This is a genomic window from Pseudomonas sp. MF6755, assembly GCF_016405635.1.
Lineage (GTDB): Bacteria > Pseudomonadota > Gammaproteobacteria > Pseudomonadales > Pseudomonadaceae > Aquipseudomonas > Aquipseudomonas haemolytica.
Genome location: NZ_JAEKDA010000023.1, coordinates 18,735 through 38,080, shown reverse-complemented (window position 1 = coordinate 38,080; position 19,346 = coordinate 18,735). Strand labels below are relative to the sequence as shown.

The window sequence follows — 19,346 nt, the reverse complement described above, 5'->3', positions numbered from 1 at the left end:
AAACCCTGATGAAGCACAATAACGCGATTCTCGAAGCCTTTACCCGCAGCTCATTGCGCCTGAACAAAGGCTTGATGGTGCTGACAGGAATCGCGTTGCTGCTGATGCTGACCAATTACTGGTCTCTGCACCGAGGCGTCGAAATCCGCTACAGCGCCATGCGCTTCCACTTTGCGCGGCTGATGGAAAACCTCTCAGAACAGCAAACCTACCTCAAGAGCCTGACACACCCCGGCATCCAGGCCGAACTGCTGCACGCCACCAATGTGCAGGTCAGCCTCAAAAGCCGCATGGTCGACAACCGCCGCACGCTGTACGAAGGCCAGAAGTATTCGTTTTCAGTGCCATTTAGCGTCAAGTTCGATGAACAGCAGATCAGCGCCGCCGACAGGCCGCCGATTTTTGCCCTGGGTGCGCACTTGACCAGCTACTACAGCGCCTTCTGGTCCTCGTCGCCGTACGAGGCGCCGCAAACCTTTCTGCTCAATCGTCAGACGAACTACTCCATCACTATTCCATCCGTGGGCTACCAGCATCGGGAAAGCCTCGAGAACACCGACAACCCGGTGGCGCGGGTCAACGCTGTGCAGCAAATCCTTGCACAGACGCCGCAGCCGCTGGAGCAGAATCGGGTGTATTGGCAGGCAGGCCCCGAACCGGAACATTTGCTCGCCTACATCGGCCTGCCACTCGACGCCCAGGGCCAGGCAGTAATCGGCACCCTGCTCGACGTGTCGCAGGTCGACGATGTACAGCGCGCGCTGAATCATTCGGCGTTTGATCGCTTCACCCTGATTGGCCCTGACGGCAACCGGTTGATCGGGCCAGCCACCCAAGTGCAGCTCAGCGATGGCGTGCATTTAACGGCCGACGGCTTTGAATTCAAGATCACCGAGGCCGGCGACCAGCCCTGGAGCGCGGTCTATGGCCTGAACTACTCGCACTTCTTTCACTCCGCATTGTGGCCGTTGAGCACCTTGGCGTTGCTGCTGTTCAGCCTGATTACCCTGGGTTGGGCCGGCAGCCGCTGGTATCGACGCCAGGTGATCACCCCGGCGCAACTGGCCCACGAACGCATTGCCGAAAGCGTGGCGTTCAGCCGTGTGATCATCGACACCGCACCCACTGGGTTATGCGTGGTACGGCGCAGCGATGGCAAAGTACTGATCGAAAACCAGCGCGCCCAGCAATGGCCGGGCACCACATGCCTGGTGGAAGCCATGGCTGGTAAGCACGATGGCGCTGAGAGTGGTGAGACGCACCTGGAGATCGAAGGCCGGCACCTGCAGATCGGCTTTGTGTCGACCCGTTATCAGTTTGAGGACGTACGCCTGTATGCATTCAACGATATTACCCGGCACATCGAAGACGCCCAGGCCCTGGAAGAGGCGCGTCATGCCGCCGATGCAGCCAGCGAGGCCAAGACGTTGTTCCTGGCGACCATGAGCCATGAGATCCGTACGCCGCTGTATGGCGTGCTCGGCACCCTCGAATTGCTCGGCCTGACCGACCTGGACCCGCACCAGAAAACCTACCTGCACACCATCCAGCGCTCGTCCGCCACACTGTTCCAACTGATCAGCGATGTGCTGGATGTCTCGAAGATCGAGTCCGGGCAAATGGCGATAGACGCCGTGGATTTCTGCCCACTGGACATGCTCGAAGACACCCTGCACACCTACGCCGCCTTCGCCCAGCGCAAGGGTTTGCAGCTTTACAGCTGCATCGACCCGCAGTTGCCGGACTGCCTGATGGGCGACCCGATGCGCATCCGCCAGATCCTCAATAACCTGGTGAGCAACGCCATCAAGTTCACCGACTTTGGGCGCGTGGTGATTCGTGCCAGGGTGGTGAGCCGCGATGCCAATAATGTCGACCTGGAATGGCAAGTCACCGACTCCGGCGTGGGCATTGCCGAGGCGCAACAGGCCAAGCTCTTTGATCTGTTCTACCAGGCGCCGGACACCGCCAGCGAAGGCGGCGCAGGGCTTGGCCTGCCGATCTGCCGGTGGCTGGCGCAAATGATGGACGGCGAAATCCGCGTGGTCAGCGAGCCCGGTCTGGGCAGCAGCTTTACCCTGAAAATGCGCCTGCCGCTGTGTTGCGGCGCACTGACCAACCTGCCGCTGATTGAACCCAGCCCGACGCCGGTGTATGTGCAGGCACCGGTGCGCGAACTGGCGCAGGCGATGAGTGACTGGCTCAACCGCCTGGGCATCACCGCCGCCCTGGCCGCGACCACCCAGGACAAAGACAGTCACCACGCGGTACTGGTAGACCTGTTACCCAGCGACCCCGCCAAGCCATGGGCCGGCCAACGTGTGCGCTGCCTGCCGGGTGCGCACAGCCCGCCGCTGCACACGGCGCAAGGCTGGGTGGTGGATATGCACGACATACGCACCATCGCCGCCACCGTGTCCCTGGCGCAGCACGGCAAGCACGAGCAACCCACGGCGACCCACCCACAAAGCGCCGGGCGGTTGGGGCTGCGCATCCTGGTGGCCGAGGACAACCCGGTCAACCAGGCGATCATCAAGGAACAGCTGGAGGCACTCGGTTGCTCGGTGAGCCTGGCCGCCAACGGTGAACAGGCGATGCAGTTGTGGCAACCCCAGGTCTTCGACCTGGTGCTGACCGACGTGAATATGCCATTGATGAACGGCTATGAACTGGCCAGAACCTTGCGTGAGCATGACCCACTGTTGCCGATTATCGGCGTGACCGCCAATGCGATGCGCGAGGAAGGCGTACGTTGCCTGGCGGTGGGCATGAACGCCTGGATCGTCAAGCCCTTGAGCCTGCAAACCCTGCGCGACCAGTTGATCAAATTGTGCCAGGTCAAGCCGCCGGCTGAGCCTGCCGCGCAGGTGTTCGACGACAGCGTGCAACTGTCGGACAAGATGCGCCCACTGTTCATCAGCAGCGTGCAGCAGGATGTGCAGCGCATCGACATGGCCCTGGCCCGGCGGGATGCCCGCGGCCTCGGCCAATTGCTGCATTCGATCGCCGGCGCCCTGGGCGCAGTGCAGGCGCTCAGCCTGGCCCAGGCCTGCATCGAACTGGAAAGCGCACTTGACCGCGGCAGCCTCGACACAACGCTTGAGCTCAAGGTGAAGACTGTGATGCAGCGTCTGTCGGCCGTTCTGGAGACTCTCCAGCCCGGGCATTCTTCACTCACTTGAACTGGCACTACGGACGGCCCTTTATGAAAAAATTCAACGTGGTAATCGCGGACGATCACCCGATCGTGTTGCTCGGCGTTCGCGAACTGGTAGAGCGTGACATACGCTTTCAAGTCGTCGGCGAGGCCGTGTGCTCGGCCGGCCTGATCGAGCTGTTGCTACACCAAGGCGCAGACATCGTGATCACCGACTACAACATGCCGGGCGACTCGCCCTACGGCGATGGCCTGAAGCTGGTGGAGTACCTGAAACGGCATTTCCCGCAGGTACAGATCCTGATCCTGACCATGATCTCCAACCACCTGATCCTCACGCGCCTGCAAGAGTTGGGTGTGGTTGGCATCATCCAGAAAAGCCAGTTGCATACCGAGATTCAACTGGCGCTCAAGGCGATCGCCCAACACAGCGACTATCGCAGCCTGGAGCCGCCCAAGACCTCGGTAATCGAGACCCTCACGGCAATTGACGAGCGCTTTACCAGTTTGTCGCCAAAAGAGTTCGAGATCCTGCGCCTGTTTATTTCCGGCATGAGCGTCAGTGACATTGCGCGCCGCCAGAACCGAAGTTCAAAGACCATCAGCGCGCAAAAGGTATCGGCCATGCGCAAACTTGAAGTGAGCAGCGACCAGGACCTTCTTGCCTATTGCCTGGAACGTAACGTTTTCAACTAACGCATAACTTGCAAGCCATTCCTGGACAATGGCTTTGCCCTTTATTTTCAAGCCCTCCATCGTTCCAGCAGCGCAACTAACCCGCCCCGCCCCAGCGCTTATAAGAATCGTCTTATTCGCTCCCGCCGCCTCGTCGCCTACTCTTTGCTCGCAGTTCAACAACAGCATTTTTTCCAACTAACACTTACGGACATCATCATGAAGAAGTTTTCCCTGGCTGTTATCGCCTCGGCCATTATTGCGGCCTCCGGCAGTGCATTCGCCGAAGGCGAAGCAGCAGCGCCAACCCTGGGCGGCAGCGGCAAAATCACCTTCACCGGCGTGATCAACAACGACGCGTGCTCGGTGGACGGCGCCAACTCCGACCGCACCATTTCGGTGGACATGGGCAACGTTTCGATCAAGGACATGGGCACCGCGGAAAACCCAACCGCAGGCCGCGTGACCGCCAAAGACTTCAACCTGAACGTCAACTGCAACCAGGGCACCAAGGTCGCGATGATCTTTGACGCCAACAACGGCGGTTCGGGCCTGGTCACCGGCAAAAAAGTACTGGCCCTGAACCCGGGTTCGGCCACTGCCCAAAACGTTGGTATTGCCCTGCTCGACAGCAAGGGCGGTCTGATCGACCTGAGCTCGCCAAGCACCGCGCGCATTGAAAGCACCATGCACGGTGCCGGTACCGAGGGCGGCGACGCTACCCTGAGCTTCGCGGCCGCCTACGTCACTACCGCAGCGGCGGGTTCGTCCACCGCCGGTCGCGGTGATGCGACCCTGCCGTTCATCCTGCAATACGAATAATTCGGCGCCCCCAGGCACCGAACGTGCGAGGCCCTGCGGCCTCGCCATTGTCTTCTGATTACACCGGATAACCCTCATGCCGCCTCGTTCTATCGCCGTGAGCCTCGCGCTGCTGGGCCTGCTCATGGCTACCCAGGCCGCCGCCAGCATTTCATTGAATGCCACCCGTATCGTGTTTGATGGCGACCACAAGGAAGCCAACATTACCGTGCGCAACGGTAACCAGGATGTATTGATTCAATCCTGGGTCGACATGAACGACGCCAGCGCCAGCCGCGCGCCGTTTGCCGTCACCCCTCCACTGGCGCGGGTATTCGCCAAGGAACAACAACTGCTGCGCATTCTGTACGAAGGCACCGGCATGCCCACGGACCGCGAGTCAGTGGTGTGGCTCAATGTGCAGGAAATCCCCAAGGCAAGCGAAGCCGAGAACACCTTGCAGTTGGCTATCCGCCAACGCATCAAGATCTTTTACCGCCCTGCTGGCCTTACCGGCAGTGCGCTGCAAGCCCCTGCGCAGCTTGAATGGACACTGGCCAAACACGGTAGCCAGACCCTGTTGCAGGTGAAAAACCCGACGCTGTACCACGTGTCCATGGCCGACATCAAAGTGCAGGCGGTACTGGCCAGCGACTCCACCATGATCGCGCCCGGCGAGCAAAAACAGTTTGCGCTCAGTGCTCCTGTTGCCAGCGGGCCGGTGCAGTTGTCGTTTTCCAGCATCAATGACTACGGCGCGCAGAATCACTACAGCGCGCCGCTGTCCAGCGGCGCTGCACTACCGGCGCATGCGACTGAATCGCGCCTCAACCCCTAAGCACTTTCGCTAACCCACAGGCTCACTTCGCGTGCGTGTTTGCGTGCCCGGCTGTCCGTCAATCAGGATGTCATAGGTCTTCGCATGTCTTTTCTTTCCAGCAACAGGCCCGCACGTGGCGCACTGAAGTTGAAGACGCTGTCGCTGGCGATTGCCGCGAGCCTGCCCGGCCTGGCCATGGCTGATGACGCTGCGCAAACCTTCAACACCACCTTCCTGCAAGGCTCGCAGTCAACGGTAGACTTGCAGCAATTGCTCTCGGCCAACAGCGTGCTGCCGGGCAATTACCGCGTCGACCTGTACAGCAACGAAGTGCTGGTGGGCCGGCGCGATATCGACTTCAAGCGCAACCTGAAAAACGGCCGTGTCGAAGCCTGCCTGACCCTCGACCTGCTCAAGCAATTGGGTATCGACCTGCACCGTTTGCAGGCCGAGGGCAAACTCGACCCACAGCAACCGCAGGACTGCTACGCCCTTGCCGATATGATCGAAGACGCCAGCGTGCGCTACGACAGCAGCCGCCTGCGCCTGCTCGCGAGTATCCCGCAGGTGGCCATGCAGCGTGGCTTGCGCGGGTATGTCGACCCACAGTTGTGGGACGACGGTGTATCCGCTGCATTCATCAACTATCAGCTCAACAGCAGCCGCACCGCCGGCGGCTACAAGACCCGCATTGCCAATAACCTGGGCCTGCGCAATGGCATCAACCTGGGTGCCTGGCGCCTGCGCAACGAGTCGAACCTGAGCGGCGGCACCGATCGCTCGAACACTTTCACCAGCAACCGCACCTACCTGCAGCATGACGTCACCGCGATCAAGGGCCAGTTCAGCGCCGGTGAGATTTTCTCCGACACCGACCTGTTCGACAGCGTGCGCTATCGCGGGGTCAAGCTGGCGTCTGATGATGGCATGCGCGCCGACAGCGAGCGCGGCTACGCGCCGGTGATCCGCGGCGTGGCGCAGACCAACGCGACGGTGGAAATCCGCCAGAACGACTATATCCTCTACACCGCCAACGTCGCGCCGGGGCCGTTCGAGATCAACGACATCTACCCCAGCGGCTCCAACGGTGACCTGCAAATAACCGTGATCGAAGCCGACGGCACGCGGCGGGTGACGATGCAGGCATTCTCCAGCCTGCCGATCATGGTGCGCGAAGGCCAAGTGAAATACAGCCTCTCGGCGGGCACGTTCAACAGCAATGCCGATGGCCTGGCAACTCCGCGCTTTCTCAGCGGTACGCTGGCCTATGGCTTGACCAGCAATCTCAGTGGGATTGTCGGCCTGCAAGCCAGTGAGGACTACAGCGCGCTGTCGATCGGCGCTGGCCGGAACACGGCGTTCGGTGCGTTCTCGCTGGATACCACTCATTCGTCCAGCAAGGCCCAGGGGCGAACCTCCCAGGGCAGCAGCGTGCGCGCCTTGTACGCCAAGACCTTCGCCGGCACCGATACCAACTTCACCCTCGCCGCCTACCGCTACTCCACCGAGGGCTATCGCACCCTCACCGACCATGTGGAAGACAACAGCGAGGACGTGCGCGTGCGCACCGGACACTCCAAAACCCGCACCGACCTGACCATCAACCAGAGCATCGGGCGCAACAGCGAATTCGGCAGCCTGTATGTGAACGCCAGCGACCAACGCTACTGGAATCGCGGCGGTTCCCAGAGCTTTTCCGCCGGCTACACCGGCAACTGGGGCGACCTGAGCTACAACTTGGGCGTGACGCGCACCAAACAGATCGTCACCTGGGGTGAGCCGAGCAGCGACACGCAGTTGAACCTGTCGGTGTCTTTCCCGTTGGGCAGCCAGGCTCGTGCGCCACGGGCGTTTGTCACCACCAGCCACCAACGTGGCGACACCACCACCCAAGCGGGCATCAATGGCTACGTGGCCGACACCAGCGACACCTTCTATTCGGTGCAGGCTGGCCACAGCGACACCAGCGGCGACTCAGGCTCGGTGAACATCAACAGCCGCACCGCCGTGGCCGATGTCAGCCTCGGCTACAGCCAGGGCCAGGGCTACAACTCACAGAACTTCAACCTCGCCGGCTCCGTGGTGGCTCACGCCGGTGGCGTCAACCTGGGGCAGACGGTCAGCGAAACCTTCGCCCTGGCTGAAGTGCCAGGCGTCGCCGGGGCCAAAATCAGCAGCTACAGTGGCGTGGAAACCGGCTACAACGGCTATGCGGTGGTGCCCACTGCGCAACCCTACCGGGTCAACTGGATCAGCCTGGACACTCGCGATCTGGGTGGCGACGTGGAAATCACCAACGCGACCCAACAACTGGTGCCGCGCCGTGGTGCCATCGTGGTGGCGCACTACAGCGGTACCACCGGGCGGCGTGTGTTGTTTGAACTGTTTGATGCCCAGCACAAGCCGCTGTCGTTTGGCGCCTCACTGGAAGACGCCAATGGCAAGCAGTTGGCAATTGCCGATCCAAATGGCAATGCCCTGGCGCTGGTGGAAGAGGATCAGGGCACGTTGGTTATCAAGTGGGGTGAGCAGCGTTGCAGCGCGAGCTATGCGTTGCCACCGCAGAACAAGGCGCTGAACTATGAGCGCCAGGCACTGGTGTGTACGCCTTGATTGTATGGGCGATTAAGCTACTGTGCTGACCACGCGCCCACCCTCTGCGAGACTTGCCCCATGCGTAACCTGTTCTTCGCCAGTGCCTGCCTGCTGACCATCGCACTGGCCGGCTGTCAGCAAACACCACCGGCCAACGACCAACTCGATGCCGTGCTCTGGACCCAGACCTCCATCGAGCACGAACTGATCTACCGCCAGCTTTTCGCCAACGCCACCCGCCAACTCGATGTGGCCCTGGCCGACCCGAGCTGGGACGCTCTGCCCTTCGCCCCGCGCAACCTGGCCGACCTGCCCCCGGCGGTGGTGGTGGACATCGACGAGACCCTGCTGGATAACGTGCCCCTCAACGCCCGCGACATTATCAATAACCAGGTCTATTCCTATGACCGCTGGAACACCTGGGTCGAGCAGGCCAAGGCCCAGGCCCTGCCCGGCGCGGTAGCCTTCCTGCAGGCCGCCGAGCAAAAAGGCATCACGGTGTATTACCTCACCAACCGCGAACACAGCCAGGTCGCGGCCACCGTCGCCAACCTGCGCCTGCGCGGTTTCCCGGTGGCGAGCAGCGAACAAGTGCTCGCCGCCAGCACGCCCATCGGCCACTGCGAAAGCGCCGGGTACGGCAAGAACTGCCGCCGCCAGTGGGTCGCCAGCCACGCCCGTGTGCTGCTGATGGCCGGTGACTCCCTGGGGGATTTCGTGCAGGCCGAACACAACACCCTCGCCGCCCAGCGCAAGGCGATGGAGCCCTATGTGAACTGGCTGGGGCAGCGCTGGTTTTTGCTGCCGAACCCGAGTTACGGCAACTGGTACAGCGCGCCGTATGGCGATGATGAAACGTTGCCGTTTGCGCAGAAGCGCAGGCTTAAGCAGCGGGCGTTGGTGTTGCAGGAATAGGGGGTCGGGGTAAACCTGTGGCGGACTGACACCGGGGGGGGTTGACCGAGTACATATCCGTTATTTGGGTAACGCTGCTATTGGTTCCGCTCTTACAGCGGCTCACTTTTGGAAGGAGCAAGTCCAGTAGATACGCTGGCGGCGCTTCTGCTTTTCTGTGGGAGCGGGCTTGCCCGCGAAGAACCTGAGGGCGCCGCGTTCTTTCTGATTTCCCGCGTCATCGTTAACGACCTTCGCGAGCAAGCCCGCTCCCACAGGGGGGCACGCACGCAGCATCGATCAGGTCGGCTATAAGGCCGCCTCGCTGTGTTTTTGATTTTGAGATGTAAGGCCGCCATCGGGGGCAAGCCCTAATGCCAGTCAGTTAAGCGCAGATCCCCTGTGGGAGCGGGCTTGCTCGCGAAAGCGGTGGGTCAGTCAACATCAACGTTTGCTGGGCCGACGCCTTCGCGAGCAAGCCCGCTCCCACATTTGATCTTCGCTGCTTTGAGCATTTCGTTCGCTTAACTGACTGGCATTAGGGCAAGCCCCCTCCCACATGGGTACTCGGTACCGCCAACCTAAAACGCTTCAGCCCTCACGCTTGCCCATCAACGGATCACTGATGCTATGCGCCCCGGTCTCAATCCGCCCCGCCACCCTGCGCACCCAGCCGTTGCCATCGCGCAGGGTGAAGTCGTACCAACCCCCGCTGGGCTGACGCGAGAACGTGCGTTGCTGGCTGCTGCCGCCGGCGATTTCCACCTGCCAAGGCCCTTGGTGGGTGTAAGGGCAGCGCCCAATCGTCACCGAAACCGGATGCTTGCTGGGGTTGATCAGGGTCAGTTGCAAGTTGTCATCCTGGTAGGCCAGCGACAACTCGGGTTCGCGGCGACGTTGCAGCTCTCCTTTGAAGGCGCGATGGAAGCCGTTCGGCCCCAACAGCCAAAGGTCATAAGACTGGGAGAGCGGCCAGGTGTCGCTGAGATTTTTGCCGGCTTCCACGGTGTAGCGTCGCGGTATGTCTGCCAGGTGCTGACGGTCGTAGACATGGAACACCGCGCCCTGCTCGCCGTGGTTGAAGAAGTTCAGGGTCAGTGTGCCGCTGCGCCGGTCCGCCGTACCGACCACGTTGAGTTGGTAAGGCAACGCGCGGGATGGTCGTGCCATTCGCGCCTGGTGGGGGGCCTGTTGCCGGCCAACCGGCGGCAGCGCGACCTGGGCCAGTTGTTCCTGGCGCTGGCGCAGTTGGTCGGCGGCCTGGCGGCTGGTCTCGTGCAGCGGCGGCAAGGTTTCGTGGTTGGGGTTGACGAAGTTGAACGCCGACGTGAGGTCGCCACACACCGCCCGGCGCCAGGCGCTGATATTGGGTTCGCGCACCTGGAAACGCTTCTCCAGAAATTGCAGCACCGAGGTGTGATCAAAGGCCTGGGAATTGACCCAACCGCCACGGCTCCATGGCGACAGCACCAGCATCGGCACACGTGGGCCAGGCCCATACACGCCGCCATCAGGCCGGGGTTGCTGCGTGGAACCGGGGGGTGCCGGGTGGGTGAAGAGTTCGCTGTCGAACTTCACCGTGGATTTGCCAGCGAAACTGCCATCCAAGCGTTTCGACGGCGCCGAGGGTGAAGGCACATGGTCGAAGAACCCGTCGTTCTCATCGTAATTGACCAGTAGCACGGTCTTGCTCCAGACCTGCGGGTTTTCGGTCAGGGCCTTGAGAATCTCCTGGGTAAACCAACCGCCCTGCACCGGGCTGGACGGCCCGGGGTGCTCTGAATAGTTGGCCGGGGCAACCAGCCAGCTCACCTGGGGCAGGCGACCTTGGCTGATGTCCTGGCGAAAGCCCTGGATGATCGTTTCGAGGTCGCCACCGCTGACGGCCGGCAGCGTGTTGCCATTGCCCTTGTACAACGGCACGCGGGCGTTGAGTTGCTCGCTGTACGGCACAAAGTTCTTGAAGTCCTGTGGCGGCTGCGCAGGGTTGCCGGCGGCCACACTGGCGGCACGGAACTGGCGAAACCCGGCCAGGGGGTTGTCGCCGAAATTGTCCGGCAAATACTGATAGACCTTCCAACTGACGCCCGCCTCTTCCAGGCGCTCAGGGTAGGTTTTCCAGGTATAGCCCACGCCCACCGGGCCAGGCCCGTCCCACTCATTGACTACGGCGGCGACATTGGCGCCGGTCGGGCCGTTGGTGCCGGTCCAATGGAACAGCCGGTTGGGGTTGGTGCCCGCGTGCACCGAACAGTGGTAGGCATCACACAAGGTGAACGTGTTGGCCAGGGCGAACTGGAATGGCAACTCCTGCTCACGGTAGTAGCCCATCGACGTAGGCGTCTTGTAGGTCGGCCAGGCGTGCATGCGGCCGCTGTCCCAGGCGGCATGCTCGTCCACCCAGGAATGCGGCGTGCCATCGACGCGTTGCGCATTGCCGCGGGAACTGTCCAGGTGATACGGCAACACTCGGCGCTCCTTGCCCTGTTGCTCCCACACCTTGCGTTTGCCCGGCAGCGGAATGGTGAAGCGGTCGCTGAAGCCACGTACACCCGGCAAGGTGCCGAAGTAGTGGTCGAACGCACGGTTTTCCTGCATCAGGATGACCACGTGCTCCACATCCATGATCGTACCGGTGCGGTTGTTGGCGGGGATCGCCAGGGCCTTGCGGATCGAGTCGGGTAGCAGGGCGTAGGCAGAGCCGATGGCGGCGGCTTGTAGCAGGGTTCTACGGGTGAGAGTCGGCATAACACTAGTCAATCCCTTGGAGTGTTTGAGACGAAAAACTCAGAACACGGTAGGGGCTTAAAGCGACAGGAAAGTGACACTCACTTCCTGGAGCTGGGCCAGCATGCCCTGATCCTATCTGGGACAGCTGGCTGGCGAGTCATTGATCAGCGCCTGCACTCACACCGCTCTGGCAGCGATGGCCTCAACCTCCACCAACGCCCCCGGCAGTGGCAAAGCCACCACCTGCAGCGCTGTTCGCGCTGGTTTGTGCGGCTGCTCGGGCGTGCCGAAAAACTGGGTATAACCGCGCTGCAACCCGGCAAAATCCAACTTACCGTCGGTGTCTTCCGCCCCCACCAAAAAAATCCGCAACTGCACGATATCGCCCAAGTCCAGGTCGTGCTGGCGCAGGATCTGGCGCAGCTTGTTGAACACCGAAACGCTCTGTACTTCGGTGTCGCCATACACCCCGGGCACACTCGGGTCGGCGAGGTCCGGCAGTGTGCCGCTGACGAACACCAGGCTGGCGGAGGCCGGCACGGTGACGGTTTGCGAGATGGGGAAATCGCCGACGCTGGTGCGTTGGATGCTGTCGCTCATGGTGTTGCTCCTCAAGAAGCGGCCACGGCCGCGATCTGTCGTTGTTGGGTGACGCGGTCGGCCAGTTGCGCGACCACATGGCGCGCTGAGTTGGCGGCTGATTCCTGCCAGATCCCCACGCCGCTTTGCACCAGGCCGTCGCCGGCGAAGTACACGCGGCCATGGGGCCGTTCGAGCAAGGCGCTGGCCTCGGCCGGGAAGTGTTCGCGTTGCAGCCACGGGCCTTCGCTGTAGGGGACCTGTTCCCACGCCACCGCCAGCGGGTTGCGCAGGTGCCTGGAATAACCCGGGTGCAACAGCTCCACGGCTTGCTGGGACGTGGCGTACTGCTTCTCGAGCGGTTGCGCGCCAAACACGTCGGCGCCCTCCCCGGTCACGTAACCGGCCACCAGCACGCCTTCGCGGGTGTTGAGGTCGTTGCTCGGGTACCAGAGCAGGCGCGCCGGGTGTTCGATCCACGACAGGCCGCCGTAGGTGCGGTAATCGGTTTCCCAGAAACGCGGGGATTGCCACGCCACCTTGGTCGCCTGGTCGCTGCGGGTGCTGAGCAAGGCGGCCTTGACCGGATCGCTGAAGTCGGTGTCGAGCCTGGCCAGCAAGGGCAGCGGCAAGGTCGAGATCAGGTAATCGGCGCGCACCACCTGTTCGCGGCCACTGTGCTGGTCGTGATAGGTGACTGCCACGCCGTCCTCCAACTGACGGATCTGGCGCACCTGGGCGCCCAATTGCACCTGCTCATGCACGCGCCGGTAGAAGGCCTCGGTGATGCGGTCCATGCCGCCCACCGGCTGGAACATGGTGGCCGAGAACTCCGGAAACTCTGTATGCAGCAATGCGCCCCAGAGTTCCGGGTGCAGCAACCGCTCTAACCTCAGCGGGTTGCGGCGGGCGGGCAAGGCGCCAGGGTGGGCGGCGGATTCGAGGTGCCCCGAACGCAGGGTGCCTTCAAAGGCCAGCTCCTGAGACAGGTCGCCATACACCTGCAAGAAGCCCAGCAAGCGTGTGCGCTCTTCGCCACTCAGTACATCGTCGAGGGCGTCACGCTGCACCGCCTTGGCCAACAGCCCGGACAGATGCCCACGGGTGTCGTTGAGCGCCTGGCCGACGCTGAACGCCGGCTGGTCCAGGTCCGGCCGCACCTGGGCGCCATGGCTGCTGTTGACCAGCACTTCCAGGGGTACGCCCAGCTCACTGCAATAATCGAGGATCGTGCGGTGCTGGCTGGGAATGCGCGCCGGGCCGGCGTTGAAATACTGGCCCGGATCAAACCCCACCGTCTGAGAGCGACCATCCTTGTAGTCCACGCGGTCGCCGTTGCGCAGGGTCCAGGTGCGGCCACCCACGCGGTCACGCGCTTCGAGCACCTGCACATTGAAGCCGGCGCGACTCAGCTCCAGGGCAGTGACCAGCCCGGCAATCCCTGCGCCCAGCACCAGCACGCTAGTGCCCTGCCCCAGGCCGTCCTTGAGTTTCAACGGTTGCGGCCGACGATGTGACGATGGGCCCAAACCCAAGACCGCCAATGCGTCCTTGACCGCCTTTTCACCGCCGACCGCGGCAATGCTCGACAGCGCTTCACGTCGTGTCAGTCCCATGTCCAATCCTCCTTAATCCGGCAGCCCTGGCGGGTTGATCAGCGACTGGTCGACCCGTTCCACATCCAGGCCCCAGCGCTGCAAGACCTGCTCGTATTGCCCGCCGGCAATCGCGCCCTCCAGGGCGGTGTGGATCGGCTTGACCAGGCCGTTGTCCTTGCGTGTGGTCACCGCGATATCTGCCTGCAACGGCCACCCACCGTTGACGGTGCCGACGCGCTTGATGCCACCGGTGATCGCCGCCGAATAGGCGTACACCGAGTTAGGCCCGAACAGCGCGTCGCTGCGCCCGGACTGCACCGCCAGTTGCGCGGCGGCCTGGTCATCGAAGTACTGCAACAGTGCAGGCTTGAGGCCGGCTTTTTCATTGGCCTCGTTCCAGGCCAGCAGGACCTTTTCCTGGTTGGTGCCCGAGCCGACAATGATCTTCAGCCCGGCGATGTCCGCCGCCTGCTTGATCGCGTTGATCTTGCTGGTGCTCTTCACGTAAAAGCCGAGCACATCCTGGCGGTAGGTGGCGAAGTCAAAACGCTTCTTGCGCGCCTCGGTCACGGTAACGTTGCTGATCACCGCATCGTATTTGCCCGAGCTGACGCCCAGGGGCCAGTCTTCCCAACTGGTTTGCACCACGTTGAGTTGCAAGCCGAGGCTGTCGGCCACCAGTTGCGCGGTGTCGGCTTCGCTGCCGATGGTGGTTTTGTCGTCACTGGCCAGCAGTGCCAAAGGCGGGCCGGCCACGCCAGACACGGCCACGGTGAACTTGCCCGGCTGGGCGAACTTGAACCCCGGTGGGATCTGCGCGATGGCCGCTTCATTACGCGGCACATGGATGCGCGGGCGGTCGGGGCTGAGGTCGACCTGTTGCACGGCGAAGGCGTGTTGCGCAGTGCCGATGGCAAGCGCCAGCAAGGCCACGCGGGCGGTATGGATGAACATGGGCAGTCACTCCTTGAACTAAAGCACCTTGCCGAGAAAGGCTACGGTGCGGGGATGTCGGGGTTGGCGGAAAATCTGTTCAGGCGGGCCCTCTTCGATCAGTTGGCCGTCGCAGAGAAACACCACGTGGTCGGCCACCTCGCGGGCAAAGCCGATCTCGTGGGTGACGATCACCAGGGTCACGCCCAGTTGGGTCAGGCCCTTGATCACGTCCAGCACCTCGCCCACCAGCTCCGGGTCGAGGGCCGAGGTGGGCTCGTCGAACAGCAGCACCTTGGGGTCCAGCGCCAGGGCCCGGGCGATGGCGACGCGTTGTTGCTGGCCGCCGGAGAGCTGGCGCGGGTAGGCGTCGGCCTTGTCCGCCAGGCCAACCTTGGCCAGCAACTCGGCGGCCTTGAAGTGGGCTTGGGCTTTGCTCCAGCGCTTGTGGGCCAGCGGCGCTTCGGCGATGTTTTCCCAGGCCGTGAGGTGCGGGAACAGGTTGAAGTTCTGGAACACAAAGCCCACGTCGATGCGGCGCTTGAGGATCTCGCGCTCCTTGAGCTCAAACAGCAGGTCACCTTTGCGCCGATAGCCGACGTATTCGCCGTCGATGGTGATATGCCCGCTGTCGATCTTCTCCAGGTGGTTGATGGTGCGCAGCAAGGTGGACTTGCCCGAGCCGGACGGCCCGAGGATCACCGTGACCTTGCCGGGGTCGATGGTCAGGTCGATGTTATCGAGCACCTGCTGGTTGCCAAAGCGCTTGCCCACGCCCTGGATCTGGATGCGCCCGGCGCGTGCTTCAGCCATGGGCCTTCTCCTTGAACCAGTGGCGCAAGCGCTGCAACGGCGTGGGCGGCAACACCCGGGCGGTGCCGCGAGCGAAGTGGCGTTCGACGTAGTACTGGGCGCTGGTGAGCACGGTGGTGATGATCAGGTACCAGACAGTGGCAACGATCAGCAGCGGGATCACCGCCTGGGTGCGGTTGTAGATGACCTGCACGGTATAAAACAGCTCGGGCAAGGCCAGCACATAGACAATGGACGTGCCTTTGACCAGACCTATGATCTCGTTGAACCCCGAGGGCAAAATCGAACGCAGTGCCTGGGGCAGGATGATGCGAAAGATGCGTCGCGACGCCGGTAATCCCAGGGCCGCTGCCGCTTCATGTTGGCCGGCATCCACACCGATCAGGCCACCACGAATGATCTCTGCCGCGTAGGCCGCCTGCATCAGGCTCAAGCCCAGGACTGCCACGGTGAACTGGCTGAGCACGTCTACCGTGGACCACTCGGCGAACACCAGCTCGGTGAACGGCACGCCGAGCACGATATGGTCGTACAGATAGGCAAAGTTGTAGAGAATGATCAACACCAGCAGCGCCGGCATCGAGCGGAAAAACCAGATATAGCCCCAGGCCAATGCCGCCAGCAACGGCGAACCCGACAGCCGCGCCAGGGCCAGCGCCGTGCCCAGGAGGATGCTGAACACCGTGCTCAGCAACGTCAGCAACAGCGTCTGCCCCAGGCCACGTAGCACCGAGGGCGAGAAGAACCACTGGCCGAACACGCCCCATTCCCAGCGCGGGTTGGTGGCCAGGGAATGCGCGATGGCGAGCAGCACCAGCGCGGCGAAGATCGACCCGGCCCAGCGCCAGGGATGCCGGGCCGGCACGACCTGGAGTGCCTTGATCGGCGTGGAGACGCGGCGCTGGCGAACCGGTTGGGCGGCGACCTCATCGAGCAGGTCGTAGGGTTTGGCGACAGTGGGCATGTGCTATTCCTCGCAGGCCTTAGAAGGCGTAAGTCAGCCGGGTGTAGTAGTACCCGCCGGTAAAACCGTAGGGCGAATAAGTGCCGTAGCTGGCGACCATGGTGCTGCTCGGCACCCCTTGTTTCTTGGGGTACTGGTCGAACAGGTTCTTGGCGCCGATGGCGATGTTCAGGTCTTTGGTGAGGTTGTAGCCAAGGTCGAGGTCGGTGATCCAACGGGCGTTGTAGACCCGGTCCAGGTCACGATTGGCCGATGAATTCACTTCTTTGTAGGAACCGTAGCGGGTCAGGGCCAGGTTGAGGTTGAAGCGCTCGATGCTCCAGTCGCCGCCGAGGATCAGCTTGGTATTGGGTTGCACGCCGGTGATCAGGTTGCGGGCCTGGCGGTCCATCAGGTCATAGGAGGTGCCTAGGATATTTGTGGACTGCTTGTAGTTGAGGATCTTGGTCTGGTTCCAGTTGAACGCAGCGGTCCATTTCAGGGCGCCGAACTGGCCCAGGTCCTGGTTGTAGCTGCTGACCAGGTCCAGGCCCTTGGTGCGGGTGTCGGCGCCGTTGATAAAGTACTGGCCGCCGGAGGTGGAGTTGATGCCGTTGTCTTGCAACACCTGGGTGACTTGCGGGCCGAGCAAGGTGCCGGTCAGGGTGATGCGGTCACGCAGGTTGATCACGTAGGCATCGGCAGTGAAGCTGAGGCGGTCGGTGGGCGTCAGGGTGAAACCGAGGCTGAAGTTGGTGGAGCGCTCGGGTTTCAATTCTTCGGCACCCAACGCCTTGGCCGCCGCCGAGCCCACCGGCAGCACGCCGTAGTTGATCGACTGGTACACGCCGTCCACCACGCCATAGGTGGTGGAGCGTGCACTGAACAAACTGTTGGCCAGGGACGGCGCACGAAAGCCATTGCTCACCGTGGCACGCACCGCGAATTGGGGCGTGAAGTCGTAGCGCGTGGTCAGCTTGCCGCTGCGGGTGGCGCCCACGCCTTGGTTGTAATGCTCATAGCGCAGGGCGGTGCCGACATACCAGTCCGGCAAGGGATTGAAGCCCACATCCACATAACCGGCCAGGCTGTTGCGCGAGGCGCTGCTTTCTTCTTCCGGGGAAATGCCGTTGGTGACCTGGGCCCCGGACGACGCACAGTTACCCGGCGCCACGCAGTAACCGCCGTTGGCATAGGAGCCGTAATCACCGGCCTGCACCTCGTAGGTGTCGCGCCAATGCTCAAAGCCATAGGACAGATCCAAGGGTTTTTGCAGGCCGATATCGAAGCCACGCTTGAAGTCCAGGTTGGTGGTCAGCTCCGTTGAAATCCACGTACCGGAGGTGAAGCTGTTCGGCGTGGCCTCACCCAGGGACGGGTTCTGGTTGTGGGTGGTGCCCTGCTCCGCTTCGTTGCGCCCGTAGGTGGTGGACAGGTCCCAGTCCCACTCGCCCACGGTGCCCTTGCCACCGAACGCTGCCTGGAAATCGTCCTCGTCGATGTACCAGGCCGGGGTGTACCCGGCCGGGTAGCCGTTAGGCCCGGTGGTGATGGTGTTAGTGATGGTGGGCAGGCGGAAGTTCTGCCCTTGCTCGGCCTTGCGTCGTGAATACGTCGTGAAGGAGTACAGGCTGAAACTGTCGTCAATCGGCAGCTCGGCGTTGTAGCCCAGGGTCAACAGGTTGGTCTTGGGCGTGCCGTAGCCGCCGTAGGTGGACTTGCCCGCCAGGCTATAGGCCTGTTCATAGCTGTAGCCGTTGGCGCTGGCCTTGTTGTCGTCGTTCTGGCTGCGCGCATCCAGGGCCAGTTGCACGATGCCGCCGTTACCGATCTCGAAGCCCTTGTTGAGACTTTGTTGTACGGTCTGCTTCTTGCCGTCATAGCCAAGGCCGGCATTAGTCACCGAAGTGCCGCTGGTGTCGGCCTTGAGGATCACGTTGATCACCCCAGCGATGGCGTCGGACCCGTACTGGGCAGCGGCGCCATCGCGCAGGACTTCGACATGGTCGATGGCGCTGATGGGGATCAGGTCCAGGTCGGCCGGCGCCGCGCCGGTGTTGATACCGTTGATATTCAGGGTGGCGCTGGTATGGCGGCGCTTGCCGTTGACCAGCACCAGCACTTCGGCGGCGCTCAAGCCGCGCAGGTTCGGCGCCCGGGCGATGCCACTGGCGTCCCAGCCGGTTTTTTCCGGCAGGGTCAGCGACGGAATCACCGCGCTCAACGCCTCCATCAACCCGGGCTTGCCGGTGCTTTGCAATTGCTTGGCGCTGACCACATCAATCGGCACCGGGCTGCTGGTGACCGTGCGCTGCTCGGCGCCACGGTTGCCGGTGACCACGACGGTGGACAAGGTGCTGTCGTCTTGGGCCTGTACCGCTGCGGCGAGCAGGGACAGTGTCAGGGCGGCGGTGGGTTGCAGAACTTGCTTCATATCCATTCCCAGCTTTTTCCAAATCGCGAAGTCGGGCAGGCACGCTGCTTGGTGCGGCGTGGCCGGTGTTCAAGGGGCGATGCGCTGTGGGCTAGGTGTGGGGCAAGCGAGGAAGTTGAAGTGGCAACATACGTTGAGCTCCCGTCCAACGATTCTGCTGCGGGGGATGATTACCCGGTCAGGCGCGCAGAATCTGAATCACGCTGGGTACCATCCGAGGTCAGGGGTAGGCTGTTGAGTTCAAACATAACGGAATGAATTTCAAAAATATAATGCTGTTTTGGCATAAGCTAATATTCACTACTTTTATTATTTATAAATATTTTTATTCGTAAAGGTAATGTTTTTTCCATCAATAGCAGAGAGATTGGGGC

The 19,346-nt window shown here is 62.2% G+C and carries 13 protein-coding genes; 6 read left to right on the top strand and 7 right to left on the bottom strand.

Going from position 1 to position 19,346, the window contains the following annotated elements:
* Positions 1-8: 8 nt before the first annotated feature.
* The 6 genes from JFT66_RS25920 to JFT66_RS25895 all read left to right on the top strand — a co-directional run bounded on the left by JFT66_RS25920 (position 9) and on the right by JFT66_RS25895 (position 8,963).
* Positions 9-3,182, top strand: coding sequence for a hybrid sensor histidine kinase/response regulator (locus JFT66_RS25920; protein WP_198860408.1), 3,174 nt, complete (start codon positions 9-11; stop codon positions 3,180-3,182).
* Positions 3,183-3,205: 23 nt separating this feature from the next.
* Positions 3,206-3,853 (top strand): response regulator, encoded by a 648-nt coding sequence (locus JFT66_RS25915; protein WP_034120517.1) that lies wholly within the window; start codon positions 3,206-3,208, stop codon positions 3,851-3,853.
* A gap of 198 nt (positions 3,854-4,051) precedes the next feature.
* Positions 4,052-4,654, top strand: a complete 603-nt coding sequence (locus JFT66_RS25910) for a fimbrial protein (RefSeq protein WP_034120518.1) — start codon at positions 4,052-4,054, stop codon at positions 4,652-4,654.
* A gap of 76 nt (positions 4,655-4,730) precedes the next feature.
* Complete coding sequence (locus tag JFT66_RS25905; protein ID WP_034120519.1) at positions 4,731-5,471, top strand: fimbrial biogenesis chaperone; 741 nt, start codon at positions 4,731-4,733, stop codon at positions 5,469-5,471.
* 84 nt (positions 5,472-5,555) lie between these two features.
* Positions 5,556-8,066, top strand: coding sequence for a fimbria/pilus outer membrane usher protein (locus JFT66_RS25900; protein WP_198860407.1), 2,511 nt, complete (start codon positions 5,556-5,558; stop codon positions 8,064-8,066).
* 60 nt (positions 8,067-8,126) lie between these two features.
* Entirely contained in the window at positions 8,127-8,963 is an 837-nt protein-coding gene (locus tag JFT66_RS25895) for a 5'-nucleotidase, lipoprotein e(P4) family (RefSeq protein WP_198860406.1), read from the top strand.
* A 570-nt stretch (positions 8,964-9,533) separates the two neighbouring features.
* On the opposite strand, the gene JFT66_RS25890 is transcribed toward JFT66_RS25895, so the two are convergent.
* From JFT66_RS25890 to JFT66_RS25860, 7 genes are all read right to left on the bottom strand, one after another.
* Entirely contained in the window at positions 9,534-11,690 is a 2,157-nt protein-coding gene (locus JFT66_RS25890) for a phosphocholine-specific phospholipase C (protein ID WP_198860405.1), read from the bottom strand.
* Between the two features lie 159 nt (positions 11,691-11,849).
* A complete protein-coding gene (locus JFT66_RS25885) occupies positions 11,850-12,272 on the bottom strand; it encodes a RidA family protein (RefSeq protein WP_198860404.1) in 423 nt (140 codons plus the stop codon).
* An 11-nt stretch (positions 12,273-12,283) separates the two neighbouring features.
* Entirely contained in the window at positions 12,284-13,867 is a 1,584-nt protein-coding gene (locus tag JFT66_RS25880) for a flavin monoamine oxidase family protein (RefSeq protein ID WP_198860403.1), read from the bottom strand.
* A gap of 12 nt (positions 13,868-13,879) precedes the next feature.
* Positions 13,880-14,803: an ABC transporter substrate-binding protein gene (locus JFT66_RS25875; protein WP_034120530.1), complete on the bottom strand. Its 924-nt coding sequence runs from the start codon at positions 14,801-14,803 to the stop codon at positions 13,880-13,882.
* An 18-nt stretch (positions 14,804-14,821) separates the two neighbouring features.
* Positions 14,822-15,595 (bottom strand): amino acid ABC transporter ATP-binding protein, encoded by a 774-nt coding sequence (locus JFT66_RS25870; RefSeq protein ID WP_034120531.1) that lies wholly within the window; start codon positions 15,593-15,595, stop codon positions 14,822-14,824.
* Positions 15,588-16,559, bottom strand: coding sequence for an amino acid ABC transporter permease (locus JFT66_RS25865; RefSeq protein WP_198860402.1), 972 nt, complete (start codon positions 16,557-16,559; stop codon positions 15,588-15,590). Before JFT66_RS25865 ends, JFT66_RS25870 begins: the two co-directional genes overlap by 8 nt.
* Positions 16,560-16,578: 19 nt before the next feature.
* The gene (locus JFT66_RS25860; RefSeq protein ID WP_198860401.1) at positions 16,579-18,972 is read right to left on the bottom strand and encodes a TonB-dependent receptor plug domain-containing protein; all 2,394 of its coding nucleotides are present in this window, start codon (positions 18,970-18,972) and stop codon (positions 16,579-16,581) included.
* Positions 18,973-19,346: the final 374 nt, after the last annotated feature.

Excerpts from the sequence above, each read along its gene's own strand:
- JFT66_RS25905 (WP_034120519.1), top strand. The coding sequence starts at position 4,731 with ATGCCGCCTCGTTCTATCGCCGTGAGCCTCGCGCTGCTGGGCCTGCTC.
- JFT66_RS25920 (WP_198860408.1), top strand. The coding sequence starts at position 9 with ATGAAGCACAATAACGCGATTCTCGAAGCCTTTACCCGCAGCTCATTG.
- JFT66_RS25910 (WP_034120518.1), top strand. The coding sequence starts at position 4,052 with ATGAAGAAGTTTTCCCTGGCTGTTATCGCCTCGGCCATTATTGCGGCC.
- JFT66_RS25880 (WP_198860403.1), bottom strand. The coding sequence starts at position 13,867 with ATGGGACTGACACGACGTGAAGCGCTGTCGAGCATTGCCGCGGTCGGC.
- JFT66_RS25900 (WP_198860407.1), top strand. The coding sequence starts at position 5,556 with ATGTCTTTTCTTTCCAGCAACAGGCCCGCACGTGGCGCACTGAAGTTG.
- JFT66_RS25890 (WP_198860405.1), bottom strand. The coding sequence starts at position 11,690 with ATGCCGACTCTCACCCGTAGAACCCTGCTACAAGCCGCCGCCATCGGC.
- JFT66_RS25895 (WP_198860406.1), top strand. The coding sequence starts at position 8,127 with ATGCGTAACCTGTTCTTCGCCAGTGCCTGCCTGCTGACCATCGCACTG.
- JFT66_RS25875 (WP_034120530.1), bottom strand. The coding sequence starts at position 14,803 with ATGTTCATCCATACCGCCCGCGTGGCCTTGCTGGCGCTTGCCATCGGC.
- JFT66_RS25865 (WP_198860402.1), bottom strand. The coding sequence starts at position 16,559 with ATGCCCACTGTCGCCAAACCCTACGACCTGCTCGATGAGGTCGCCGCC.
- JFT66_RS25870 (WP_034120531.1), bottom strand. The coding sequence starts at position 15,595 with ATGGCTGAAGCACGCGCCGGGCGCATCCAGATCCAGGGCGTGGGCAAG.
- JFT66_RS25860 (WP_198860401.1), bottom strand. The coding sequence starts at position 18,972 with ATGAAGCAAGTTCTGCAACCCACCGCCGCCCTGACACTGTCCCTGCTC.
- JFT66_RS25885 (WP_198860404.1), bottom strand. The coding sequence starts at position 12,272 with ATGAGCGACAGCATCCAACGCACCAGCGTCGGCGATTTCCCCATCTCG.
- JFT66_RS25915 (WP_034120517.1), top strand. The coding sequence starts at position 3,206 with ATGAAAAAATTCAACGTGGTAATCGCGGACGATCACCCGATCGTGTTG.